General features: G+C 48.5%; 28 protein-coding genes. 1 reads left to right on the forward strand and 27 read right to left on the reverse strand.

Going from position 1 to position 25,557, the window contains the following annotated elements; translation table 11 throughout:
• Positions 1 to 31 precede the first annotated feature (31 nt).
• The 16 genes from AYO36_RS09125 to AYO36_RS09200 all read right to left on the reverse strand — a co-directional run bounded on the left by AYO36_RS09125 (position 32) and on the right by AYO36_RS09200 (position 15,735).
• Positions 32 to 1,264 carry a competence/damage-inducible protein A gene (locus AYO36_RS09125; RefSeq protein ID WP_064300231.1) on the reverse strand — a complete coding sequence of 411 codons (1,233 nt, stop codon included), beginning with the start codon at positions 1,262 to 1,264 and terminating at the stop codon, positions 32 to 34.
• A 71-nt stretch (positions 1,265 to 1,335) separates the two neighbouring features.
• Positions 1,336 to 1,914, reverse strand: coding sequence for a CDP-diacylglycerol--glycerol-3-phosphate 3-phosphatidyltransferase (gene pgsA, locus AYO36_RS09130; protein ID WP_023467700.1), 579 nt, complete (start codon positions 1,912 to 1,914; stop codon positions 1,336 to 1,338).
• 63 nt (positions 1,915 to 1,977) lie between these two features.
• Entirely contained in the window at positions 1,978 to 2,877 is a 900-nt protein-coding gene (locus AYO36_RS09135; RefSeq protein WP_050678534.1) for a helix-turn-helix domain-containing protein, read from the reverse strand.
• 27 nt (positions 2,878 to 2,904) lie between these two features.
• Positions 2,905 to 3,687: a DUF3388 domain-containing protein gene (locus tag AYO36_RS09140; RefSeq protein WP_023467698.1), complete on the reverse strand. Its 783-nt coding sequence runs from the start codon at positions 3,685 to 3,687 to the stop codon at positions 2,905 to 2,907.
• Between the two features lie 94 nt (positions 3,688 to 3,781).
• Positions 3,782 to 4,486 carry an elongation factor P 5-aminopentanone reductase gene (gene ymfI, locus AYO36_RS09145; protein WP_064300232.1) on the reverse strand — a complete coding sequence of 235 codons (705 nt, stop codon included), beginning with the start codon at positions 4,484 to 4,486 and terminating at the stop codon, positions 3,782 to 3,784.
• On the reverse strand, positions 4,486 to 5,757 hold the full coding sequence (gene yfmH / locus AYO36_RS09150) for an EF-P 5-aminopentanol modification-associated protein YfmH (protein WP_231884694.1): 1,272 nt from the start codon (positions 5,755 to 5,757) through the stop codon (positions 4,486 to 4,488). Before yfmH ends, ymfI begins: the two co-directional genes overlap by 1 nt.
• On the reverse strand, positions 5,754 to 7,007 hold the full coding sequence (yfmF, locus tag AYO36_RS09155) for an EF-P 5-aminopentanol modification-associated protein YfmF (RefSeq protein ID WP_023467695.1): 1,254 nt from the start codon (positions 7,005 to 7,007) through the stop codon (positions 5,754 to 5,756). Before yfmF ends, yfmH begins: the two co-directional genes overlap by 4 nt.
• The gene (locus tag AYO36_RS09160; RefSeq protein WP_029341191.1) at positions 7,004 to 7,555 is read right to left on the reverse strand and encodes a cob(I)yrinic acid a,c-diamide adenosyltransferase; all 552 of its coding nucleotides are present in this window, start codon (positions 7,553 to 7,555) and stop codon (positions 7,004 to 7,006) included. Before AYO36_RS09160 ends, yfmF begins: the two co-directional genes overlap by 4 nt.
• Positions 7,556 to 7,588: 33 nt before the next feature.
• Positions 7,589 to 9,316, reverse strand: a complete 1,728-nt coding sequence (locus AYO36_RS09165) for an ATP-binding protein (protein WP_023467693.1) — start codon at positions 9,314 to 9,316, stop codon at positions 7,589 to 7,591.
• Positions 9,317 to 9,318: 2 nt separating this feature from the next.
• Entirely contained in the window at positions 9,319 to 10,035 is a 717-nt protein-coding gene (locus AYO36_RS09170; protein WP_023467692.1) for a response regulator transcription factor, read from the reverse strand.
• A 170-nt stretch (positions 10,036 to 10,205) separates the two neighbouring features.
• On the reverse strand, positions 10,206 to 11,372 hold the full coding sequence (gene ccsB, locus AYO36_RS09175; RefSeq protein WP_023467691.1) for a c-type cytochrome biogenesis protein CcsB: 1,167 nt from the start codon (positions 11,370 to 11,372) through the stop codon (positions 10,206 to 10,208).
• Positions 11,369 to 12,916, reverse strand: coding sequence for a cytochrome c biogenesis protein ResB (gene resB, locus AYO36_RS09180; protein ID WP_081637418.1), 1,548 nt, complete (start codon positions 12,914 to 12,916; stop codon positions 11,369 to 11,371). Before resB ends, ccsB begins: the two co-directional genes overlap by 4 nt.
• A 23-nt stretch (positions 12,917 to 12,939) precedes the next feature.
• A complete protein-coding gene (gene resA / locus AYO36_RS09185; RefSeq protein ID WP_023467689.1) occupies positions 12,940 to 13,530 on the reverse strand; it encodes a thiol-disulfide oxidoreductase ResA in 591 nt (196 codons plus the stop codon).
• A gap of 126 nt (positions 13,531 to 13,656) precedes the next feature.
• Positions 13,657 to 14,418: a pseudouridine synthase gene (locus AYO36_RS09190; RefSeq protein WP_023467688.1), complete on the reverse strand. Its 762-nt coding sequence runs from the start codon at positions 14,416 to 14,418 to the stop codon at positions 13,657 to 13,659.
• Positions 14,418 to 14,990 (reverse strand): SMC-Scp complex subunit ScpB, encoded by a 573-nt coding sequence (scpB, locus tag AYO36_RS09195; protein ID WP_023467687.1) that lies wholly within the window; start codon positions 14,988 to 14,990, stop codon positions 14,418 to 14,420. Before scpB ends, AYO36_RS09190 begins: the two co-directional genes overlap by 1 nt.
• Complete coding sequence (locus AYO36_RS09200) at positions 14,980 to 15,735, reverse strand: segregation/condensation protein A (protein WP_023467686.1); 756 nt, start codon at positions 15,733 to 15,735, stop codon at positions 14,980 to 14,982. The genes scpB and AYO36_RS09200 overlap by 11 nt, the downstream gene beginning before the upstream one ends.
• 92 nt (positions 15,736 to 15,827) lie before the next feature.
• Here AYO36_RS09200 and AYO36_RS09205 point away from each other — a divergent pair, with 92 nt between their 5' ends.
• On the forward strand, positions 15,828 to 16,292 hold the full coding sequence (locus tag AYO36_RS09205; protein WP_064300234.1) for a DUF309 domain-containing protein: 465 nt from the start codon (positions 15,828 to 15,830) through the stop codon (positions 16,290 to 16,292).
• A 17-nt stretch (positions 16,293 to 16,309) separates the two neighbouring features.
• Here the strand turns inward: AYO36_RS09205 and AYO36_RS09210 are convergent, their stop codons facing one another.
• The 11 genes from AYO36_RS09210 to AYO36_RS09260 form a co-directional block, all read right to left on the reverse strand.
• The gene (locus AYO36_RS09210; RefSeq protein ID WP_023467684.1) at positions 16,310 to 16,657 is read right to left on the reverse strand and encodes a GNAT family N-acetyltransferase; all 348 of its coding nucleotides are present in this window, start codon (positions 16,655 to 16,657) and stop codon (positions 16,310 to 16,312) included.
• Positions 16,658 to 16,808: 151 nt separating this feature from the next.
• Positions 16,809 to 17,336: a type 1 glutamine amidotransferase domain-containing protein gene (locus tag AYO36_RS09215; protein WP_035398198.1), complete on the reverse strand. Its 528-nt coding sequence runs from the start codon at positions 17,334 to 17,336 to the stop codon at positions 16,809 to 16,811.
• A gap of 97 nt (positions 17,337 to 17,433) precedes the next feature.
• Complete coding sequence (locus tag AYO36_RS09220; protein ID WP_023467682.1) at positions 17,434 to 17,871, reverse strand: peptidylprolyl isomerase; 438 nt, start codon at positions 17,869 to 17,871, stop codon at positions 17,434 to 17,436.
• Positions 17,872 to 17,974: 103 nt separating this feature from the next.
• Positions 17,975 to 18,979: a S66 family peptidase gene (locus AYO36_RS09225; protein WP_064300235.1), complete on the reverse strand. Its 1,005-nt coding sequence runs from the start codon at positions 18,977 to 18,979 to the stop codon at positions 17,975 to 17,977.
• An 82-nt stretch (positions 18,980 to 19,061) separates the two neighbouring features.
• A complete protein-coding gene (locus tag AYO36_RS09230; protein WP_064300236.1) occupies positions 19,062 to 19,706 on the reverse strand; it encodes a hypothetical protein in 645 nt (214 codons plus the stop codon).
• A gap of 93 nt (positions 19,707 to 19,799) precedes the next feature.
• A complete protein-coding gene (locus AYO36_RS09235) occupies positions 19,800 to 21,101 on the reverse strand; it encodes a pyrimidine-nucleoside phosphorylase (RefSeq protein WP_055967087.1) in 1,302 nt (433 codons plus the stop codon).
• 47 nt (positions 21,102 to 21,148) lie between these two features.
• Entirely contained in the window at positions 21,149 to 21,961 is an 813-nt protein-coding gene (locus tag AYO36_RS09240; protein ID WP_029341181.1) for a purine-nucleoside phosphorylase, read from the reverse strand.
• An 18-nt stretch (positions 21,962 to 21,979) separates the two neighbouring features.
• The gene (gene deoB / locus AYO36_RS09245) at positions 21,980 to 23,152 is read right to left on the reverse strand and encodes a phosphopentomutase (RefSeq protein WP_064300237.1); all 1,173 of its coding nucleotides are present in this window, start codon (positions 23,150 to 23,152) and stop codon (positions 21,980 to 21,982) included.
• A 118-nt stretch (positions 23,153 to 23,270) separates the two neighbouring features.
• The gene (gene xerD / locus AYO36_RS09250; RefSeq protein ID WP_064300238.1) at positions 23,271 to 24,155 is read right to left on the reverse strand and encodes a site-specific tyrosine recombinase XerD; all 885 of its coding nucleotides are present in this window, start codon (positions 24,153 to 24,155) and stop codon (positions 23,271 to 23,273) included.
• Between the two features lie 125 nt (positions 24,156 to 24,280).
• Positions 24,281 to 24,763 (reverse strand): ferric iron uptake transcriptional regulator, encoded by a 483-nt coding sequence (gene fur / locus AYO36_RS09255; RefSeq protein ID WP_023467675.1) that lies wholly within the window; start codon positions 24,761 to 24,763, stop codon positions 24,281 to 24,283.
• 101 nt (positions 24,764 to 24,864) lie between these two features.
• A complete protein-coding gene (locus tag AYO36_RS09260) occupies positions 24,865 to 25,395 on the reverse strand; it encodes an NUDIX domain-containing protein (RefSeq protein WP_023467674.1) in 531 nt (176 codons plus the stop codon).
• Positions 25,396 to 25,557: the final 162 nt, after the last annotated feature.

A 25,557-nucleotide genomic window follows, 5' to 3' on the forward strand; every position in this document is an offset into this window, starting at 1 on the left:
TATTCGCATACTTGCACTTTGATCATTTTTCTCACTCTGGTGCTTTTTCGAGATGTTTCAGTAGAAGGAAATAGGTATCCTTGACGGCGCGCAGTCGAATCATGCCTCTATCGAACGAAGGATATTGCCATTCGACGATCCGTGTTCCATGTGCGTCCGCAACAGCACAATAGACCGTTCCGACCGCTTTTCCGCTGTTGCTCGTCGGACCTGCTTCCCCCGTCAAGGCGACGGCGATATCGGATTGATACAGTTCCCGTGCCCCTTCAGCCATCGCGATCGCGACCTCTTTACTGACAGCAGTATGCTCTTGTAATAAATCCTCTTGTACCGATAACACGGCTTGTTTCGCTGCATCATCATAGACGACGGCGCTCCCGCGCAACACTTGACTCGCACCGCTGACATCAACGAGACCACTCGCGACGGCTCCTCCCGTCAGTGATTCGGCAAGTGAAAGTGTCAATCCTGCTTCTTGATACCGTTTTAGAACGACTTCCGGCAGACTCGTCTCCCCATATCCATAAAAGTACATGCCGACTTCAGCAAGGACGTGTTGTTCGAGTTCATCGAGCATACGATCGGCTTCCTGTTGATCGAGTGCTTTAGCCGTCAGGCGCAACCGGACTTCAGCGAGCTCCGCATACGGTGCGACCGATGGATTGGTCGCTTCCTTGATCAACGTTTCTAGACGGTCGTTTAAAGCCGATTCCCCGATTCCGAAGAATCGTAACGTCCGAGAACGAATCGTTTCTTGACCGAATAGATGACTGAAGTGATCTTTGAGGATTTGCTTCATCTCGCGTGGCACACCGGGTAAGACGATATATTGGTGATGCTCGGTCTGGACCGACATACCGGGAGCAAGTCCTGCATCATTACGTAAAACCGTTGCACCATCGATGATTAATGCTTGTTTTCGTTCGTTGATCGTCATCTCCCGTTGACGTGTCTTTAAAAACCCTTCGATTCGCTCGTACGCCGCTTGATCGAGGACGAGATCGCGTCCGAGAAGATTAGCGAGCACTTCTTTCGTCAAGTCGTCTTCCGTCGGTCCAAGGCCTCCTGTGATGACAAGGAGGTCTGCCCGCTGTTGTGCCTGACGGAATGTCTCTTGCATCCGCTCACGATTGTCACCGACGACTGTGTGATAATGAACGTCAATTCCGGCACTCGCTAACCATTCGGAAAGGTACTGTGCATTCGTGTTCGCGATTTCCCCAAGGAGAAGTTCGCTTCCGACTGCGATGATTTCTGCTTTCATGTTGATTCCTCACCTTCTTGAAGTATAAGAAAAGACTGTTCGGTATGACGAACAGTCTAAATTGATCCATCTTACATGGATTTCGTAATTAACTTAATGTTTTTCGAGAAATATTCGACACCTGAGTAAATCGTCAAGATCAAAGCAAGCCACATCGTGATGTCTGCGAACGGAATGTTCCACATCGCAAAGATGATATCGTGCAACAAGTATGCCGTGATCGATGTCAGCTGGACCCATGTCTTGGCTTTGCCAGAGTTTCCGGCAGCAAGGACGATCCCTTCATCAGATGCGACGAGACGAAGACCCGTGACTGCGAACTCTCGACAGAGAATGATGACGACGATCCATGCTGCGACGAATCCAAGTTCCACCAAGTAGACGAGAGCAGCTGCAACTAACATCTTGTCGGCAAGTGGATCCATGAATTTTCCAAAGTTCGTCACTAATTTTTGTTTGCGAGCGATATATCCATCGAGCCAGTCCGTCAGTGAAGCAACAAGGAAGATGATAGCTGCAACGAAGTGTGAGACGGGAAGCTCGGCTCCCAGTACATCCCACTGTCCCCAGTTCGGATCAATCGCAAGTACGATGACGAACACGGGAATTAATAAAACGCGTAATACTGTCAATTGATTCGGTAAGTTCATGTAACGCCCTCCTCCTTCATTTCGTATGTAAATGACATGCCATCTAAAAGAAGGCACGCCGAATTACGGCGTGGCTACTTTCTTTAGATAGATGTTTTGGACGAGAAGCGAACGGTTCAGTTTCAGTTCTTGGTCATTGACGACGATTTTATCAATCCCTTTAATCGAACCGATCCGGATCCGGATCAAGTCCGTCTTCGCGTCCTTCACGACGATCGGATTCGGATCCGATGCGTTGATGTGGTCTGGCGCGAGTGCTTCTCCTTCAAGTGATGTATCACGTACACCAACGAATGGCGACGGAGAGGCATCTTTCTTGATTTGAATCGAGACACTCATCGTATCTTTCGTTGCGACTTCATACGTGACATCTTGACCAGATGTCGACTTCGCAGCAAGTGCCTCTTTTTTAGGTTCTTCTTTTGTTTCTTCCTGCTTCGCCGGTTCTTCCTTCGGCTCTTCTTCCGTCTTCGCAGGCGCATCCGTCTCTTTACTTGGTGCGTCCCCTTGATCGATCGTGACATCATTTTGCTTCGGTGCGGACGTCTTCGCCTCTTCGTTACCGTCGAGGAACGTCTGCAGACCATAATACAAGGCAGCGCCGATCGCAAAGATTAGAACGATGATGATGATGTTCGGAATCCAGCGTTTTGCAACGCTCTTCTTCGGAGCACTTGATTTCGAATACGTCGCGCGTCGTGACAATTCGACGACCGGTTGTGCTTCCGGTTCCGGAAGATCACGTTTATAGGTCGTAAAGACTTCATCGACGTCAAGACCGAGTGCTTCCGCATATGTCTTGATGAAGGCCCGGGCGTAAAAAGCACCCGGCAATTGATCATAATTCCCTTCTTCGATCGCGACGATGTAACGCTTTTGAATCTTTGTCGTCGTTTGAATTTGTTCGAGAGAGACACCAAGTGCCTCCCGTTGTTCTTTTAAGTAGGTTCCGAGCTCGGTCATCGGTAACACACCTTCCATTTTTCATACTTATTCAAAGTTGAACCAATCATTTCCACCATGGGAACGAGGCAGTTCAGTCACAATGATTTCTTCAGTCGTGTTGCGTAATTCAATGATGTAATCAAAATCATCCCACGTATACTCGCTGGATTTGACGAACGCATCCGGATGTTCGACGATTTTCGTCGCCGGTAGACGCATGACTTCACGCAGGATTTGCCAGTGTCGTTCATCGAAATTTCGTTGTGATACTAACGCATCGATGATGTAGACATAATCACCCGTCCGCTCATCGTCGAACAACGATGTTCGAACCGTCTGTTTAATCAACGTCGACGATAAGAACAGCCATTTCTTATTCGCACTGACGCTCGCTGCGACGATTGACTCCGTCTTGCCGACGCGTGGCATGCCGCGGACACCAATCAACAAGTGCCCATCCTGTTTACATAGCTCTGCCATGAAATCGACGAGAATCCCTAAGTCTTCCCGGACGAAGCGGAACGTCTTTCGTTCATCACTGCTTTGATCGATATAGCGCCCGTGACGAATCGCGATTCGGTCACGTAGTTTTGGTTTTCGTAGTTTGATGACCTCTATGGTTGACATCGTCTTGAGAATAGCGGCGAGTCGTGGAATTTGATCCGGTTGTTTCGTTTGGAGCAACATACCGCGTCGTTGATGATCGACACCATTGATCGTCACGATCGAAATATGTAACATTCCCATCAACGAAGCAATGTCCCCGAGTATACCGGGACGGTTGACCTTTAATTCATATTCGAGATACCATTGCTCGAACTCACTCACGCGCCCATCCTCCTCTATCAATACGATTATCCATTCCTCATGTTAAATGATTTTTTGAAAAATGAAAAGCATTCCTGAACTGAAATTCCATCGCCTACATCCATGCGCCATCTATTTTAAGGATGGCTCCCGACACATAACTTGATTCGGGTTGCACTAAGTAACGGATGGCAGAAGCCACTTCCTCTGCTTTTCCGAATCGACCGGCAGGGATTTCAGCGATCGCTTGTTTCTTTTCATCTTCCGAGAAAATCGCGTTCATCGGCGTATCGATCCACCCCGGCGTAATCGCGTTGATGCGTCCGTGCATCGGTCCAAGTTCCTTGCTGTATGCCTTGACGAATCCGAGCTGTGCCGCCTTGCACGTCGAATAGACGACCTCACCCGCGACACCTTGTTCCCCTAATACACTACTGATGACGACGATCGCAAGCTTCGACGTAAACGGTTTCGTCCGTGTCACGGTTTGGCTGATGCGCATCAACGCCTCGACATGGATTTTCCAAAGTTCGTGCATTGATGTTGCCGATTGATCGAGCAACAGACCGCTATAACTCGTTCCGGCACAATGGACGAAGGCATCAACGACAGGTAATGCCGCACAGAATGCCTGCAAGTCCTCCTCGTCTGCTAAGTTCGCAGTCAGGATGTGGTGCTCGCCTTGCCACTCCTCTATCATCCTTTCTAAAACCGCTTGCTGTCGATACGTCTGAAGCACCAATTCATGTCCGGCGGCAGCAAGTTGTTTTGCTGCCGCAAGACCAATGGCGCCACTCGCACCGGTGATGAGGATTCGCATCACGCGTACGGTTTGACGATTGAGATCGCCCGGTTTTCAATGGCGAACAACTCGTCGAAACGGGCTTCAATCTCTTCTTTCGTAATCGAAGCAATCAACGTTGGAAGCGTGAACAGGTTCGTACCGGCAAGTGCATGACGCGAGAACTGATTCGCGATGAATTCCGGTGAATTCAAGGCACGGAGGAACTTCCCTTGCATCATGTTCCGCTTGCGCGTCACTTCGTCTTCCGTAAAGTCAGGACGTGTTTGCAGGAGTGTCTCATACGCTTGGATGAACTTGTCTGGATCTTCTGTCTCCATTCCAAACGTCGCAAAGGCGAACTCTTCCTCACTCGAGTAATCAAAGCTGAACGTATCGTCAATCAGACCGTCTTCATACAGTTCCAAATACGTCGATGATGTCTGATCGAACAAGAGATGTAACAGCAGTTCACTCGTTAACTCACGGCGGACTTGTGCCTCGCCGCGAAGCGATTCGTCCTTGTAACCGATCAATACCTTAGGTGTCTTAACGTCGAGCTCGAGTTCAAAGCGTGGACGATGTACGCCATGCGGTTCTTGACCATAATCCCGCTCGATCGCCGGACGATCCGTATAGTCTTTCTTCGCCTGGTTCGCCTTGATCAATGCCAGTGTCTCTTCTGGATCGATGTTTCCGACAACGAACAACACCATGTTCGATGGATGATAGAACGTACGGTAGCACGTGTATAGATCATCGGCTGTGATTTGATTGATTGATTCCGGAGTTCCCGCGATATCGATCCGGACTGGGTGCGATGCATACATCGATTCGATCAGACCGAAGAACAGGCGCCATCCCGGATTATCTTGGTACATCTGGATTTCCTGCGTGATGATCCCCTTCTCTTTTTCAACGCTTTCCGGCGTGAAGTAGGGATCTTGTACGAAATCGATCAACGTCTCGAGGTTTTGTTCAATCAGCGACGTCGCTGAGAACAAGTACGCTGTCCGCGAGAACGAGGTAAAGGCGTTCGCTGAGGCACCGAGACGACCGAACTCTTGGAAGACGTCCCCTTTTTCGGATTCGAACATCTTATGCTCAAGGAAATGGGCGATGCCGTCCGGTACCGTGACCCATTCCTCCCCTTTTTTAAAGCGTTGATCAATCGAACCATAACGTGTCGTAAACGTCGCGTACGTCTTTTCGTACCCTTTTTTTTGCAACAAATAGACGGAGAGCCCGTTATCGAGTTGCTCGTGGTATACCGTTTCGTCTGTATCGTGATAGGTCAGTTGTTCCATCATGCTTCACCTCGCAATAGATATACGGCATCAAGATCGATTGCCGCTGCTAATCGAACGACGTCTTCACGTGTCGCCGTCTCAATGATATGAATTTCATCTTCAAGTGTCAGTCCACGCATCTTCGAACCATTCAACCAGCCAATCAATTGACCTGGCTGATCAAGGATTTGACGGCGCGCATTGATCAGCATCGCCTTCGTCTGTGTCAATTCTTCATCCGTGAACTGTCCTGCTTTCAAATCAACGAGTTGTTCCAAGATGATTTTTTCGGCACGTTCCGCTTCTTTCGTGTCGACCCCTGCATAAACATAGAGTGCACTGTTCAATGCCGCATACCGTGAAGCCGCATAATACGCGAGACTCTCTTTTTCACGGACATTCATGAACAGTTTTGAATGCGGGAAGCCACCGAACAGACCATTGACGATTTGCATCCGAATCGAGTCAGCAGATGTCGGATCGACCGCTACCCGGTAACCAAGATGCAATTTACCTTGCTTGATCGGTTGCGTTTCACTCGACCGTTTTACACCATTGACTGCTTTTTGGGCCGGAATGTAATGACTGATTTTTTCAGAATGCGATGGCAAGAATGATAGAGCGTCTTCCATTTCCTCCTTCGTTACATGTCCGACGACGAAGACATCAATCCGGTCGTCTTCAATCATCGAACGGTATGTATCACGCAAGGATGACGGGGTGATCTGTTCGAGTTCTTCGAGTGTTCCAAGGGATGGCAACGCGACGGCTTCACCTGGTGCCATCAATTCGAGAAGACGTTGCTGTGCGTAGCGCATTTTATCGTCATATAGTGAACTGATCCGTAAGGCATGCAATCGTTTTTCTTGTTTGACGAACTGTTCACGGAAGCCACCTTCCGTCAAATCTGGATACAGCACCATTTGCTCGAGCAATTCGAGTGCTTCTTTTAACAACGACGGATGATGGACGAGTTCTCCCCGGACGACATCGAGTTGGAATGAGATGACATGCTCTTCTCCGAACTTCGACGCGTCCGCATAAAGTCCCGCATCATATAGTGTTTCAAGCGGCTCACGTAAAGCTTTCATCGACGGATAAGCGGCTGTCGATTTTTCCATGATATACGGTAGGATTGCACGGCTTGTCAGCGTCTTCGCTTCTAACGGTGCTGAAAATGTGACGAGAATCGTCGTCGTCTTGAATTTGTCGGTCGGAACGAGATGGTAGCTCGTTCCTTCCTTTTTCCATGTGCTAAATGACTGACTCATTGCTCTCCATCCTTTCGTTTGAATACATGCGCACTGCGGACATATTCAATATCTGCTTTTTGTTTGACGGCATTCTCGTAACGAGCTGCTGTAAAGAAGAAGTCACTAAGTCGGTTGATGAATGGTAACAAATGAGCCGCTTGAGGAACATCGATCATCGAACGTTCAACGCGACGACAGACCGTCCGTGCCACGTGTAACGTTGCAGCTGCTTCCGTTCCACCAGGCAAGATGAACTTATCGAGCGGCGGCGATAACTCCGTTAACGTGTCAATCCAACTTTCTAAATCAACCGTCGCTTCTTGACTCAAGCGTGACGGGCGCGGCTCGACATACATCAAGTCACTGCCACAATCGAATAACGCGTGCTGGATCACTGTCAGTTGCTCACGCACCTCGATCGATGATGCTTTCGTCCGGGCAAGTCCGACGAAACTGTTCAATTCGTCGAGTTCTCCCATCAAGCTGATCAAACGATCATTTTTTTTGACTCTCCCACCAACGAGAGATGTTTCTCCTTCGTCACCAGACTTCGTGTAAATTTTCATTTTTCATTCACTCCTATAGCGAAAGGAAGCGACTCATAATGTTCGCTTCCCTTGTTTTTTCGGTAATCGGATCCGGAAGGTCGCTCCCTCTCCCAAGCGGCTGTCGACTTCGACTTCACCACCATGAGCTCGGACGACATTCGCCACGATCGCAAGACCGATTCCTGTACCCGTCTTGCCACGTGTCCGCGCTTTATCCGCTTTATAAAAACGGTCAAAGACGAACGGTAGATCTTCTTCTGGAATTCCGTCACCCGAATCAATGACGGATAATGTAATGTTTTCCCTATCTTCGTCAATCTTAATCTTGATTTCACCGTTCTCCGTATAACGCAGGGCGTTACCGAGGAGGTTCGTCAAGACTTGCTCCATCTGATCAGGGTCTGCTTCAAACGCGATGTTCGGACCAGAAACCGAGAAGGTAACCTGTTTATCGCGTCCCATCTGTTTGAACTTCTTGATCACCCGCTTCGCAAAAGGTATTGCTTCGACGGATTCAATCCGTAACTCCTGATATCCCGCTTCCATTCGCGCAAGATCAAGAAGATCGTTAACAAGTCTCGACAGTCTTTGGGACTCGTCGTAGATGATCGATGCGAATTCCTTCGTCGCCTCGTCACTTTCGGTCATGCCATCGACAATCGCTTCTGAGTACCCTTGCAACATGACGAGTGGTGTCCGCAGTTCATGACTGACATTCGCGACGAAATCAGCGCGCATCTTCTCGAGTTGCTGCGCTTCCGTCATATCACGCAGGACGGCGACCGCTCCGATCTGTTCTTCTTGTTCGAGTAACGGACTGACGATGATGATGTAGAAGCGTCCCTCTCGTTCAAAGGAGACCGTCATCTCCGTCTCTTCACGCATGACCGTCTGGAATAACTCAATCAGTTCATCCGGTACGGGAGAACCCGCCAAAAAGGCTTCAGCCGGTGGATTCGTTGCAAGGAGCTCACCTGATTTCGAGAACGTCAACACGCCGTCTGCCATACAGCGCAGAATCGAGGAGAGTAAATGCCGCTCCTTATCGAGATCCGTGACGTATTGATTGAGCTGACTACTCATTTCATTGAACGCAAGCGCTAAGTCACCGATTTCATCCCGTGAACGTTGCGTCAAGCTCTGATCGAACTTTCCTTCACCGGCCTCAACGACAGCTTGACGAATCGTCCGCAGTGGTGCCGTGATTCGTGTCGAGAGGAAGAAGGCAAAGACGGTCGTTCCGATGATCGCTAACAGGACACAGAGTTGAATGATTTGACGTGCACCCTCATTCGCCTGTTCGATGTTCGTCAATTGCTCGATCAAGTAGATCGTTCCGTTGCCACTATCCGTAATGAGCGGTGCCCGATACGCGAGTGCTGCTTTTCCATCGAAGGTCTCATAGTTGCCGATCGCCGTCTCGCCTTCTTCACCATCAATTGCTTTCCAGTTCTGACGTTCGAGTTCCTTGATGATCCGGTTCGCCTTCGCTTGTGAGATATTCGCTTCGACGGAATCATCCTGCGTCTTTGCGATCAGTGTCGCGCCATAGATATCCGTGATTTCGACCGCAGTACTCGACCCTTCCTCGATGCCGGAGTGCGCCTGAAAGACGGTCTCGACTTGTTGACCGAGCTTTGCTAGGTGCCCCCGTTCCTGTTCGATATGGAACGAGTTGAAAAATTCAAGTAACAAGATCGTCAAGGCGATCAAGACGACCGAAACGAGTAACAGAATCGTTCCCCATAGTTTGATGACAACGCTTTGCAACCATTTCATCGTCAGGTCGGACTATTCTCGAACTTGTATCCGACACCCCAGACCGTCGTGATCATTTGAGCGGCGTTCGGAGACAAACGATTCAGCTTTTCACGCAGACGTTTGACGTGTGTATCGACCGTCCGCAGATCTCCGAAAAATTCATAGTTCCAGACTTCCTTGAGTAATTGTTCCCGCGAGAATACCTTGTCCGTTTGTTTTGCTAAGAAATACAGGAGTTCGTATTCTTTTGGTGTTAAATTGACTTCTTGTGATTCAACCGTCACGCGGTGGGCATCATTGTCGATCGTCAAGTGTGGGAAAACGATGACATCTTTTGTTTTCGCATCCGTGTGGAGGAATTTCGTCGCACTTGCACGACGAAGGATCGCTTTGACACGCAAGACGACTTCGCGTGGACTGAATGGTTTGACGATATAATCATCTGCCCCCATCTCAAACCCATGGACGCGGTTCGTCTCTTCGCCTTTTGCCGTCAACATGACGATCGGCGTCGCTTTCGTTTTCCGCAGTTCTTCACAGACTTGCATCCCGTCCATCTTCGGCATCATCAAGTCGAGGAGAATGACATCGTATTCTGTCTCAAGCGCCATTTCAAGCGCCGTCTCTCCATTGTCTGCTTCCTCGATCGTGAAATTTTCCCGCTCCAGATACATCTTCAACAGGCGACGAATCCGTTCTTCATCGTCGACGACTAAAATACGTGCTTCTTCTGACATGCTGTCTCCTCCTATGAACTAAACTCTACTCCTCTATCCTACTACTCTTTTAGTATACTATGAAACGAAAAGAATGGCTTGCTCTAGCTGATTTCTCCGAAAAGGCACACTTCGGTCAGACGCACACGAAAAAGCAGCGGACCGTTTCCGGATCCGCTGCTTGCTTTTTCTTATGCGTACGAGTGTAATCCTGCTACGACAAGGTTAACGAAGACGAGGTTGAACATGATGACGGCAAATCCGCCGACACATAGCCACGCTGATTTTTTACCAATCCACCCACGCTGGATACGCATGTGGAGATAAAAGACATAGAAGAGCATCGTAATGAGTGCCCATACTTCTTTCGGGTCCCAGCCCCAGTAACGGCTCCATGCCATTTGCGCCCAGATCATCGCGAAGATCAGACCGCCCAGGATGAAGATCGGAAGACCAATCGCAACAGAACGATAGCTGATCTCATCTGCTGTCTCAAGATCAATCTTACGCGCAATCGGCTTCAAGCTCTCAGCAAGACGCTTGCGAAGAATGACGAAGCGAAGCAAGACGTATAAGACGACGCCACCAATGATCGACCATAAAACAGTATTGACTTTGTTCGCGTTCAAGAAGTTCGGTAATTCGATGACGGCACCTGAACCCGATAAGACTTTTCCGCCTTCAGGACCTGTCAAGACTGGCATCGCGTAGTCATGTGTCATCGTTGCACCGTTTTTCGCAACGTATTCGATCGTCGATGCAGAACCTGTTGCTTTGAACAACAGCCCAACTAAGATGTAACCGACAACACATGCGAGTGAGAACATGACGACTTCGAGCCACGTCCGTGTTTTCGATTCCTTACTGAAATCCGTCGCGTGAATCAGATACAGTAATCCCGTCGCGAAGCTGACGGCAAGAATCCCTTCGCCGAGCGCTGCCGTCGTGACGTGGATTTTGAGCCAAACACTTTGTAGTGCTGGGATCAACGGTTGGACTTCATCCGGGAACATCGACGCATAGGCGATGACGAGCAATGCAACTGGCATCGCAATCAAGCCAAGGACGTTGTTTTTGTAGATGGCATAAACGATCAAGAAACCAAGTACCATCATCATGCCGAAGAATGTCGTGTATTCATATAAGTTCGAAACTGGAACGTGCCCAGCTCCAGCCCAGCGCGTGAAGAAATATCCGAGCTGCGCGAGGAAACCGATGATCGCGAGCGTAAAGGCGATTTTACCAGAACGCGTCGGTCCTTTTTTACCACTCGTCGCTACAGCGAAGAATCCTGTACTGACGAGGTAGACGATGAATGATGTAAGGAGCAGGTTACTGCTCAACTGAAGCAAATTCATTTAGCTTCCCCCTCTTCCCGCAACTTTTGTCGATCCTCAAGTTCTGGTAGACCGACTTCCGTCAACGCGAGATTAGCTTCTTTTTGAAGCCCCAATGCATTTTTGTTCGTAAATCCAGCAATCTGGATCCGACCGTTCTTCTCTTTGAGCCAGAGACGACGGTGTGGCCAGTACATTCCGATCAATAGACCTGCCATGAAGATGATACCACCTGCAAACAGGAACGGTAGCGTCAGATCTTTTTTAATCCGGACACCCGAGATGTTCGAGAGTTCCGTACCCGCGAATGCCATTTTGTACTGGTTCTCATCTCCACCGACGTTCAATTTGATCCCAATCAAACTCCGTTCACCTTTCGGATGTTCCGGTGACTTGATACTAAAGACGAAGGCTGGATTGACTGGACGTCCCGAGTTCGTCGTTGGCTGACCATCTTTAACGACGAAGTCCGGAAGGAAGTCCTTCAGTTCGACTTCATATCCATCTTTTAAAGCATATGTTTCTTTCGGATCACGCAAGTCGACTTTGATCGTATCGACGACTTTGTCCGTCTTCTGGTTGACGATATTAAACGACATCGTCTTGAATTCCGGATCTGCCGCGTATTGTTCCTGGAAGACTTGATAATCATCGAATTCGAATGGGCGGTTGACTGCCGTCTCACCTGACTTGATTTCTTCAAGCTTCGGTTTGAAATCGGATGTTTCGCCGACTTTCTTGTACAGCGTCATCTTCGTATCATAGTTCTTCGGTACGTTTCCGCCTGCTGCTTCAAGTGACTTCTTGAACTTCTCATCGACCTTCTCAGGATCATAGAACTCGATGTTGAACGCTTCATTTTTCAAGTAGTACTGATTGTCCGTCGCCTCGATCGGCAACGTCTCTCCTTCGCGGAGCCAAAGCAATTCATCTTCGTGCATGCCTGGTACGACTCGAAGCATCGCACCACCGAAGAATAAGACGAGTCCGATATGATTGATGTATGGACCCCATCGACCGAAACGTTGCTTTTCAGCTAAGAGTGCTCCGTCTTGTCGACGGACTTTATAGCCTTTTTTCTCAAGCAACGGTGCGATCGCATCGATTTTTTTGACATCGCCAGTCGCTTCCGCGCCAAATCGCTGACCGTTCATGAAACGGTCCGACTGGATAACCGGTTGTTTCTTCAGTGCTCGGTAGAGCGGGAAGAATCGGTCGATCGACACGATGATGATCGAGAGTAATAAAAGCGTGATCAATCCGATATACCACCATGATTCAAATAGATTATGGAATCCTAACGTATAATAGATGTCACCTGCAGTGCCGTATTCCTTTTGATAAAACTCTTCCGGTGGTGTTGCCTGTGGAATATACATCTCTTGCGGGAAGATCGTTCCGACCCCACTCGCGATGATGATCAAGGCAATCAACCATAACCCGACCTTGACGGACGAGAAGAACGTCCATGCCCGGTCGATCCAAGATGGATTCTTACGTTTCGATCGAAGCTCCGCTTCTTCGTAACGCATGTCCAGTTGTTTGAAATCTTCTTGCTCCTGCATCCTTAAATCCCCCTTCGATGCCGTTACTCGTTCGCTTTCTTCACCATCTCTTCAAGCTTCGCTTGATCAATCTCACCTTCATACTTCTCGACGACTTCACCTTTTTTATTGATGATGAACGTCACAGGTAAGTTGTAGATCCCGTAAGCCTTCTCGACAGAGCTGTTCGTATCCATGAGAATCGGATAGTCCGTTCCGCCAATATCCTTGATGAAGCTTGAGACACGAACTGGTGTTTCACCGACATTGACCGCTACGAAATTGACGCCTTGGTCTTGCATCATCTGATAGTTGTCATTGATCAATGGCATCTCTTTCTTACATGGTTCACAGAATGTTCCCCAGAAATTGAGTAAAAGTCCTTTTCCTTTGTACTCGTCCATCGAGTGCTGTTTCTCACCATATAAATCGACGAGTGCGAAACCAGGGGCATCATCGCCTGCCATGACACGACCGTTTTTATCACGTGTCGCTTGATCGACGAATTGCATGATGACGACTGCTCCGGCGAACAAGACAATCGTCATGATCATCAGACGCCAGAAGGAGCGTTTCTTCTTTTTTTGCTGGGCCGCTGCTAAGCGTTCTTCCGGATTTTGTTTCGTTTTTTTCATATTTTACCGCCTCCACCCATATTGTACTTGAAATCGCTTTACCGTTGACAAAATGTGAAATTCGTTAATCGTTTTGTCACAAAAAAAGAAAACTCAACCCGGAGGATGAGCTTCTCGCTTTACAAATTAACGTTTTTTTGTGTTCTTACGTCTTTTCGTAGGTGGAGCGGCTGGATCCGCTAGCTCACGCAATTGATTGACTTCTTTTTTTGAAAGTTCACGCCACTCGCCAGAAGTAAGACCTGCCAGTGTCAAGAAACCGAACTGTTCACGTTTCAACTTCAAGACTTCCGAACCGAGTGTCTCGACCATTTGACGGACTTGGCGGTTATGTCCCTCGTAGATGACCATTTCAAGAATCGCTGTGTTTTTCTTCTTATCGATATCGCGCATCTCGACACGTGCTTTACCTGTCTTGAAACCATCCGGTAAGACGACACCTTTTTCAAGACCTTTGACGTGGAAGTATTCTGGTACACCTTTGATTTTGACGATGTAGCGCTTCGGTACCTTATATTTCGGGTGAAGCAAGAGGTTCGAGAATTCACCGTCATTCGTCATTAAAAGAAGACCGCTCGTATTGTAGTCGAGTCGACCGACTGGGAAGACACGGTGTCCGGGTGGTACGAGATCAACGACCGTCTTACGTCCTTTATCGTCTTCAACCGTCGAGACGACACCTGTTGGTTTATAGAGCATGTAGTAGACGTGTTCTTCCCGTTCGAGCTTCACACCGTCTACTTCGACTTCCGCACGTGCTCCGACTTTCGTTCCAAGCTCCGTGATGACTTTTCCGTTGACCTTGACGCGACCTGCTGTGATCAATTCCTCTGCTTTACGCCGCGAAGCGACACCTGCTTGTGCGATGATTTTTTGTAACCGTTCCATTAATTCACTCTCTCCTCTAATGAAGGATCATTCCGGAAGAAGAGATCTCCATCCGATTCGAACGTTTCTTCGAACTCGAGTGGCGGCAACTCTTCAATACTGTTCAGACCAAAATGGTCCAGGAAATGATCCGTCGTTTTATACAATTTTGCGCGACCGACGCCTTTGGCGCGTCCCGCCTCTTCAATCAAACCTTTTGCACTTAACGTATGGATGACACGCTCCGTCTTCACACCACGAACGACTTCGATGTCAGCACGTGTGACGGGTTGCTTGTATGCGATGATGACGAGTGTCTCCATCGCTGCTCGAGACAAGGAATCTTCTGCGAGCGAACCGGCATATGCCTGAATATATGGCGACATCTCTTTTCGTGTCACCATCTTAAAGACACCACCCGACTCCACGATTTGCAACACACGCTGCTCTGCTTCGAATGTCGTTTGAAGAGCCAGCAACTGTTCACGCGCTGCCGCTTCACTGATCTCTAGCGCTTGACTGAGACCACGCGGATCGATTCCATCGTCTCCGACGACGAATAACAGGCTCTCAATGATTTGTTCATACGCCAATCTGACTCTCCTCCTTCACCATGCTCCGCAATAGGATATCATCGGTCATCTGTTCACAATCAATGACCCGTTGCTTCACGAGCTCAAGAACAGCGAGGAAGCTGACGACTAGTTCTTCGACCGTCGGTTGCTCCGCAAAAAAACCGAAGAATGTCGTACGCTCACGGGTCGCGACGTACCGGGCAACAGACTCCATCTGTTGCTCGAGTGACCGTTCTTCCCGTTTGACCGTCTTCGAACGGCGTACCTTCCAGGCTTCCCGTTGGCGCATTTTTTCGTAAGCACGTAATAAATCACTCAGTGATAACGTACCGTTATACTCTTGTGCATCCGTGTCGAGATAACGCATCAAATCCTCTGGTTGTTTCGAGAACAGCTCAAGGCGTGCCTCTTCCTTTTCTTTCAGGACGAGTGCTGCTTCCTTGTATGCTTTATACTCGATCAACTGTTGAATCAGACCTTCTCGCGTCGGTTCTTCCTCGAAATCGGGAATCTCATCGTATTCCGTCTGTTCGATCGGCAAGAGTTGTTTGCTTTTGAGTTGCAACAGCGTCGCTGCCATGACAAGATATTCACTAGCAACATCTAGTTCAAGATGCTGCATCGCACGGATATAGGACACATATTGATCCGTCACCATGGAAACGGATATATCATAAATATCGATTTCTAATTTACCAACCAAGTGTAACAGCAAGTCCAGCGGGCCTTCAAACGCATCCATCTTTACACTGTATGATTCCATGATTCTCCCTGCCCATCAACGTTTTTTGCGCCTTAGTATACCATACAACAGATGGGTTCGACTATGTTATATTCAAAGGAAGAGGTGATTCCATGAATCCGATTGAACGATTCGTATTTGAATTCAACATTCGGCACGATTACTTCGAGTGCCATGAAATCTTAGAGGAAGTCTGGCAAGAAGGACAACGTCAGGACGAGGCGCTTGTCGGTCTGATCCAACTGGCCGTCGCTCGCTATCATCACCGCCGCGGCAATACGGCTGGGGCACAGCGGACATATGTGAAAGCATTCGATAAAATCGAACGTCACCGGGCAACACTGATTGCGTCTGGGATCGACGTCTCATATTTGCTCGATCATCGCGACCATTTTACGGATAAGGTCTATCGACACATCCCGTTGCCTGTCTTTTCGGACGTCATCCGAGCCGTCGCACTTGAAGCGACAGCACCTGATCTCGACTATGTGACGCATAAACACCGTTTACGTGATCGTACGGATGTCGTCACGGCACGACAAGAAGCGCTACAAAACCGAAGAGACCGGTCCATCTGAGCCATGGACCGGTCTTTTTATTGATTTTTCCATTTGTCGACGAGGCGTTGCGTCTCTTCGGTCGCACCCGTAATATCCGTTCGAAGAAGTTTGGCTGCTTCATCGAGTAGAAGATACGACATCCGTTCTCCACGGAAAGACGGTGATAATGCGATATGTTTCAATTCAGCATGGCCATCCATTAATTGAAACCCGATGACACCGACGAAATCCTCATCTTGTTTGTACAAATACAAGCGTTGGTCTTCTTCCTGTTCATAGGCTTGAACCGTTTCAAGCAAATACTTCGGATCCTTCACTTCGCACGAAAAGGCGATCAGCCCCATCGCGGTCCGTTCATTCAACTTCTTATATTTTACTAGCATGTGATTCTACACCTTCCTAATTTCAACAACTCTCAGGAGCATGAACGACTGAGACTCATTCATTCTACACCTTCTCACACAGAATTACTGCATTTTTTTCATAATCCATGAAAATGCAGGAGACTGTCACGTGACGTCCCCTGCATCTGAATCACGCTTGTTCTTCCATCACTTGGATGAAGGCACGCATGTAGTCCGGTAGATCGGGCGGACGACGACTCGAGACGATATGTCCGTCGACGACGACGGCTTCATCATGCCAAATTGCACCCGCATTCGTCATGTCATCCTTGATTCCTGGCGTACTCGTGACGTTGACACCTTTTAAGATGCCGGCAGAGATCAGCACCCAACCAGCGTGGCAGATTTGACCGATCGGTTGTTTGTTCTGGTCAAAATGACGCACCATGTTCAGAACAGAGTCAAAGCGGCGTAATAGATCGGGCGACCAACCACCTGGAACAAGAATCGCATCGTATTCTGCTGGATTGATCTCATCGAACGTCTTATTCGATTTGATTGGGACACCGTACTTCCCGATATATGTTTCATCCGCTTTCTCACCGACGATGTCGACGATTGCGCCTTCTTCACGTAAGCGATGGACTGGATACCATAATTCTAAATCCTCGAAGTCATTGCTGACGACTTGGATGATTCGTTTTCCTTCTAAACGCATGACAAACACTCCTTTTCGAGTTGAGTTCCCTTACTGATTGTACCCGGTTCTAAAAAAAGAAAAACTCCTCTTCGAACGTTCGAAGAGGAGAAAGAACTTACGCTTCGACGCGGATTTCTTTGATGCCAGCGCCTTGCTTCATTTTTTGTGCATGTTCGAGACCTGAAGTCACTTGTCCGAAGACCGTGTGTACGCCGTCGAGGTGCGGTTGTGGCTCGTGTACGATGAAGAATTGGCTTGATCCTGTGTTACGACCAGCGTGTGCCATCGAGAGTGAACCCGCCTTGTGTTTGTGTGGGTATGATGTTGACGTTTCACAAGGAATCGTTTTTCCTGAACCGCCTGTACCGTTTCCGATTGGGCATCCGCCTTGTGAGACGAAGCCTGGGATGACACGGTGGAAGTTCAATCCATCGTAGAAGTTCGAGTTTGCAAGGTTTTCGAAGTTTTCAGTCGTGATCGGTGCTTCATCGTTGAACAGTTCGAATTCGATTTTATTTCCATCTTCTAATAAGATATGACCAGTTTTTTGCATGTTTGACCAACCTTTCGTGCTTTTCAGCAAGAGATTCGTCACGATTCAAGATCGTGATTCCATGGTACAGTGTACCAAATTTCAGGACGTCGTGCAGACCTTTTTACTCGACGGCTGCCTCTAACACATCGAGTGTCACCGAATCCGTGGCTTCGACACGAATCCGCACCCCATTCGCGAGTGTTGTGACGGGATCCGTATGCCCGAAGTCCGCATCGAGAATGATCGGGAAATCATAGCCCCGCGTCGCGCGCAGAATGATGTCCTTGAGCGGGAAGTCCGGGTCAAAATCGACTTTGCGCGGGAAACGTCCGACGACGAGTGCCGCAATCTTGTCATACGCACCCATGTGTCGCAATTGCGTGAAATACCGGTCAATCGTTTCCGGGGTCTCACTTTCGTCATCCTCAAGCATCAAGACGACACCGTCAAACGATGGCAAATAAGGTGTTCCGGCAAGCAGTAAAAGTGTTCCCGTGTTCCCCGTAAGAATCGGACCTTCTGCGACACCGGTCTTAACAATTGTGTAACCTGCGTTCACTTGATGTTCTCGTCTTCGGTCGTCTGCGACATCCCAGCGTAAAATCTCATCTGTCCACTCCTCAGACGCTTCGATCCGACCGATCGGCTCCGTCTGCATGAACGTACGTTTGAACGATTCTTCTGTATACGGATCAAGACCATCGAATTGACCGAACTGCGTCAGCAGTGCGGGTCCGACGAACGTCGTCAATCCTGTCTGCTGGTAGATCCCAGCAAACAGTGCCGTGATATCGCTGTAACCTACGAAGATCTTCGGATTGTTCCGGATCAATTCATAATCGAGTTCGTCGAGTAGCTGGTGTGAGTTAAACCCACCGATTGTCGAGATAATTGCCTTGATTGACGGATCTGCGAACGCCATATGTAAATCTTGCAGCCGTTCCCCGATCGTTCCTGCCGTATGACTATGAACAGCCGTTGCGTTCGGCATTAAGAAGACCTCGAAGCCCATTTTTTCAAGTGTTGCGATACCGCGGGCGAGACGACGCGGTACGTATGCTGCGACAGCAGACGCCGGCGAGACGATGGCAATCTTATCCCCTTTTTGTAAGCGTGGTGGTTTCATGAGAGTTCCCCCTTTTCATTACAAGTATTTCCAGTATAACAAATCGAAAGGGGACCGCGTACTTTCATTTTTCCCCTCCATTTTACAGCTTCACGAAGAGCGAATCTCCGTTCTCAAGCAATTCTCCTTTTTCCGAGACATAATCGACCTTGACTGTCATATGTTGAAGAATCTTTTGTTCGCGCAACGACTTTGCCCACGCTGTGACCTGCGCTTTATCCTGTTCGTGTCGCTTGCGTGGAACGTCCACTAAGAGCGTCGGAGCGACTTCCTTCCGTAAATAAGCCTTTGAATCAAAACGCGCGTCACCTAGCTGCTGTATTTTATCGTTGTCATAAAGTACGGTCACGCTCAATTGATTGTTCAGTTGTTCGAGAGTCGGCGACGGGATCCGTCGCTCTAACCGATCTTCCCAAAGTGACGCATGATACGAGTCAACGAACCTCCCCGACTCCTCTTGTTGATAGACGAAAAACTCAGTATTCGTTTTTTCGTCTATCGCGCGTGCGGCATATTCAAATGGAAAATTGCCCATGTTGTCGTAAAGACTACCGGTCACCTTCGCTTCCGGAAGATGCTGTTCTAAGTAAGTTTTTGCTTTCCGCTGTACTTCAGTCTCTTTCGTTCCATCCGAGTTCATATCCTGTGTAAAAGCGAACGTCATCAATAAGGCACTACCTCCGATGACTCCAATTAGACTGGCAATCCCGATTATCCAACGTTTCATATACTCCCCTCCCATATTTTTACACTTACAATTTTATCATAAAAAAAGAGTAGCGGACGACGTCCGCTACTCAAGTATTGCTGATTGGATTGCTTACTGGATAACAGCGTGAACGAGCGGGCGTTCTGCCGGTTTCGTTTCACTGATATGGTACGCGTGATCCATTTTTTCGATTGCTTGATCGAGTGTTTCTTTGTTTGAACGAAGTGTTGCGATGACATCGCCGACTTCGACACGGTCGCCGACTTTCTTGTGCAACGTAACGCTTGCTGCGTGATCGATCTCATCTGCTTTCGTCGCGCGTCCTGCACCGAGGATCATTGCTGCAACACCGACTTCGTCAGCGATGATTTCAGAGACATAACCTGCTTTTGAAGCGACGAATGTTTTTTCGTATTTCGTTTCAAGTGCTTTTGTCATGTCGTCAACGAGAGACGCGTCGCCACCTTGAGCTGCGATGAACTTTTTAAAGACGTCAAGTGCTGCTCCGTTACCGAGACGTGTTTCGAGATCCGCATATGCTTCGTCAAACGTCGGGTAGAAATCACCGAGGACTGCCATGTGTGATGCAATCGTCAAGGCGATGACTTTCAAGTCACGAACATCTTTCCCTTGAAGGACTTCGATCGCTTCCTTGACTTCGTTTGCGTTTCCGATTTCAAAGCCGAGCGGCTGATCCATGTCTGTAATGACAGCAACCGTCTTACGGTTGACACTCTTACCGATTGAAACCATCTCTGTCGCAAGTGCTTTTGCATCTTCAAACGATTTCATGAAGGCACCAGAACCTGTCTTGACGTCGAGTACGATGCTGTCTGCTCCTGCTGCGATCTTTTTCGACATGATCGAACTTGCGATCAATGGGATCGAGTTGACCGTCGCCGTGACGTCACGAAGGGCGTAGAGTTTTTTGTCTGCAGGCGTCAGGTTACCCGTTTGACCGATGATTGCCATCTTAATGTCGTTGACTTGTGAGACGAACGCTTCTTCAGAAAGCTCGACGTCAAAACCAGGGAACGCTTCGAGTTTGTCGATGGTTCCACCTGTATGACCGAGTCCACGACCGCTCATCTTCGCAACCGGAATACCGATTGACGCAACGAGTGGTGCGACGATCAGACTGATCTTGTCACCAACACCGCCTGTCGAGTGTTTATCGACTTTTTTCCCGTGGATACGTGAAAGGTCGATCACGTCGCCCGAGTTGACCATCGCCATCGTCAAATCAGCGATTTCACGATCTGACATTCCTTGATAGAAAATCGCCATCGACATCGCTGACATTTGGTAATCTGGAATCTCACCGTTCGTGAATCCTTCTACCATTGCTTGAATATCAGCTGTTGCGAGTTCGCCACCGTCTCGTTTTGTTGCAATCAAATCTACCATACGCATAATCTAGTTCCTCCTCAGGAGTGTTTTGTGAGTTTTATAAACAGTCGTTACATTTTTTTGATCGAACCGCGAACGAGTGATAGGAAGTGTGCCCGGACACGTTCTGTCGTTTCGATGACTTCATCATGATGTAACGGTTGGTCGAGAATACCTGCTGCCATGTTCGAGACACATGAGATCCCAAGGACTCGCATATCGGAATGACGGGCAACGATGACTTCAGGGACCGTCGACATACCGACGACGTCGCCACCGAGCATCCGTGCCATCTTGACTTCTGCTGGCGTCTCATACGTTGGACCTGTGTTTCCGAAGTAGACACCTTGACGGACACGAATTCCGAGTTCATCTGCTGTTTCTTGTGCGAGACGAAGTAATTCCGCATCATACGGCTTCGACATATCCGGGAAACGTGGTCCCATCTCATCGACGTTCTTCCCGATCAATGGGTTCGTACCGAAGAAGTTGATGTGATCCGTGATCAACATCAAATCACCTGGTTCGAACGCTTCGTTACAAGCACCCGCTGCGTTCGTGACGATCAATGTCTCGACACCGATCGCTTTCATGACACGGACTGGGAACGTGACCATATCCATCGAATATCCTTCGTAGAAGTGGAATCGCCCTTGCATCGCAACGACTTGTTTCCCTTCAAGAGTACCGAAGACGAGTTGTCCCGCGTGTCCTTCGACCGTTGATACCGGGAAGTTCGGAATTTCATGATATGGAATCGCGATCGGGTTTTCGATCTCATCCGCGAGGACACCCAGTCCTGAACCGAGAATCAACCCGATTTCTGGTTTTGCCTGCATCTTGCTTTCTAAAAACGAACGTGTTTCATTCCAGTTGACTGTCATCTGAATCGCTCCCTCGAATTATAGTTCTGTTAAAAAGCTTGTTCCATGTGCCGGCATTTTGACGCCGAAGTTTTCTGCGACAGTTGCTCCAAGATCAGCGAACGTCTCACGAATACCAAGCGATTTTGCGACGCCGTTCTTGTGGTAAGCAAGCAACGGTACGTATTCCCGTGTGTGGTCCGTTCCAGCATGAACCGGATCGTTTCCGTGGTCAGCCGTGATGATCAAGAGATCGTCTTCGTTTAAGCGAGCAAACACTTCTGGAAGACGCGCATCGAACTCTTCGAGTGCTTGTCCGTAACCTTGCGGATCACGACGGTGTCCGAACAACGCATCGAAATCGACGAGGTTTAAGAAGCAAAGTCCGTTGAAATCACGATCGAGTTGTTTCACGAGCTGATCCATGCCGTCCATGTTCGACTTCGTCCGGATTGCATCCGTGACGCCTTCTCCATCATAGATATCGGCTATCTTACCGAGCGAGATGACATCAAGTCCTGCCGTCTCGAGTTCGTTCATGACCGTCCGGTCGAATGGTTTGAGTGCATAGTCGTGACGGTTCGCTGTCCGGACCCACGCTCCTGCTTCACCAAGGAATGGACGCGCGATGATGCGACCAAGCATGTACGGGTCATCCCGCGTGATATCACGTGCGTATTCACAAATCCGGTACAGTTCCTCTAATGGCACGACTTCTTCGTGTGCTGCGATTTGAAGAACAGAGTCTGCCGACGTATAGACGATCAAAGCGCCTGTCTCGACATGTTCTTGTCCGAGTTCGTCGAGAATTTCCGTACCAGAAGCCGGTTTGTTCCCGATGATCTTCCGTCCTGAGAACTCTTCTAAGCGATGAATCAAATCATCCGGGAATTTTTCGAAAACACGGAATGGTGTATCGATCCGGAGTCCCATGATCTCCCAATGCCCTGTCATCGTATCTTTCCCTGCAGATACTTCCTGCATTTTTCCGTATGCCGCAAGCGGTGCTTCTTCAGCTGAGACACCTTCGATCGGTTCGATATGCGAAAGACCGAGTTTTGCCATGTTCGGCATGTTGAGTCCATTGCGTTCACGCGCGATGTGACCGAGCGTATGCGAACCAAGATCTCCGAACTGTTCAGCGTCCGGTGCTTCTCCGATTCCTACGGAGTCCATGACGATCAAAAATACACGTTTAAATGATTGAGCCATTTGCTGTTCCTCCTATATACGAGCTGTAGTTGTGCGATTCCCGTTACGATTTTTCCCGGAAAGAGACTAGACAAAACGCATCATTTGTCTGAAGTCAGACCTTTAAAAGATAGAACCATCACGCCCGTGGATGATGTTTCTTATACACGTCGTGGAGTCGTGCTTTGTTGACGTGTGTATACATTTGTGTCGTCGACAAATCAGCGTGTCCTAGCATCTCTTGTACGACGCGTAAATCGGCACCATTTTCAAGTAGATGGGTCGCGAACGAATGACGCAGGACGTGCGGCGTGATCTCTTTTTCGATACCCGCTTCCTTTGCCCGTCGCTTGATCATCTTCCAAAACCCTTGCCGTGATAAACGATCACCGCGACTGTTTAAGAAGACGTCGTCCGTCTGTTGACCACCGAGACTGTTGCGCGCGAGGTCAAGATATGTCCTGACGCTCTCAATCGATGTCGTACTCATCGGGATGATCCGGGATTTATTCCCTTTCCCAAGACACGACAGATACCCGAGTTCGAGTTGCAAATCGTTCAACTTCAGTTGGAGCAGTTCGCTGACGCGCATGCCTGTTCCATAGAGAAGCTCAAGCATTGCTGCATCTCGTCGTGTAAGCGGATCGACACCGACGACCGAATCAAGCAAGCGTTCGACGTCCGTTTGACTCCAGACGACGGGCAACTTTTTCTCCGGTTTCGGTAAATCAAGATGACGAGACGGATCGTGTGTCGCAAGTCTCTCTTCGACCAAATATTGATGAAACGAACGGATCGAGCTCGTCGCCCGGCGAACCGTCGATCGTGACTTTCGTGCATCAAGCAATCGTTCAATATGGTCGACGATATGATGTCGGTGAACCTGTTCGAACGAGGAAACTTCCGCTGTTTCAAGCGTCTGTAAGTATTGATTTAAATCATTTCGATACGCAGCTGCCGTATTCGCGGACATTTGCCGTTCAATCACTAAATAATTGATAAATGCTTCCAGTTGTTCACGCACTGAACTCATCCTCTTCGTTTACGAAATCGCTTACTTTCCCATCATATCAAAGGTGTAAACCGTTGTGAAGAGGTCTGACCTATAAAAATTGAAAAAGAAAAACCATCCGAAATTTCGTCGGACGGTCAGACTGTTTGTGTTTGCGATTGTTCCAACGCTTCCCGAGCATGACGCTCTTGGCAGACACGGCAGACGCCATGGAATGTCAGGCGGTGATCCTTGATTTTAAAGTGGAATCGGGACACGATTTCTTTCTCTACTTCTTCTAGCATATCGTCTAAAATCTCTTCGACGGATCCGCATTCGATACAGACGAGATGGTGATGCGAATGACTCGCACCTTCTTGTCGTAAATCAAACCGGGATACGCCATCTCCGAAGTTGACCTTATCGACGACTTCAAGCTCCGTCAATAATTCGAGCGTCCGGTAAACCGTCGCAAGTCCGATGTCGGAGTTCTTTTCTTTTACAAGGAGAAAGACATTTTCGGCACTGAGGTGATCCGACTCGTGTTCGAGCAGGACACGCACAGTCGCTTCACGTTGGGGAGTCAGCTTATATCCTTTACCGCTTAGCTGTTTTTTGATGCGTTCTACACGACTTTCCATCATAACGCCCCCTTTGTTCGAACTGATGCTATTATCATAGCTGATAATCAGTCTTTTTTCAAATTAAAATGATTATCAACTGAAAATCATTTAAATGAGAATCATTTTAAAGTACGAATTTGCCAATGCTGGATTGCCATGATCGTTTTCGCGTCGACGATCGTTCCGTTTGCAACGAGTTCGAGTGCTTCTTCGAGCTTCAATGTCTTATTCTCAAGGAACTCATCCTCATCGAGTTGACGATCACCGGCAGTCAGACCAATCGCTTCATAGATATGTACACGCTCACTGCAGAAACCAGGCGCACCGTAAAAATCAAAGACATGTCGTAACTCTTTCGCGACGTATCCTGTTTCTTCCTTTAATTCGCGTCCGGCACAATCGAGTGGATCTTCGCCTTTCTCGAGTTTTCCTGCTGGAATCTCGATCGATAGACTCTCGAACGCCTTCCGGTACTGTTCCACGACGATCAAATCACCTTGTTCATCAAAAGCAATGATCGCGACGGCACCATTATGATAGACCAATTCACGGACCGAGGTATTGCCGTTCGGTAACGTGACGACATGTTTCTCGACATCAAAGACTTTTCCTTCATAGATCACTTCACGTTCAATCGTTTTTTCTTCCATCGGATGTGTTCCCCTCTTCTATCTTAGTTTACGTTCTCTGTCATGATTAGTATGCCGTTTCCGACGTATTGCCGCAAGACTTCGAAATCGTCTTTTTCATCAGATATGATACACTAGAATGCAGAAGTTCCAAACTTATAGTTCATCTAAGAAAAGAGGGAA

The sequence above is a fragment of the Exiguobacterium sp. KKBO11 genome, assembly GCF_001644945.1.
GTDB lineage: Bacteria > Bacillota > Bacilli > Exiguobacteriales > Exiguobacteriaceae > Exiguobacterium_A > Exiguobacterium_A abrahamii.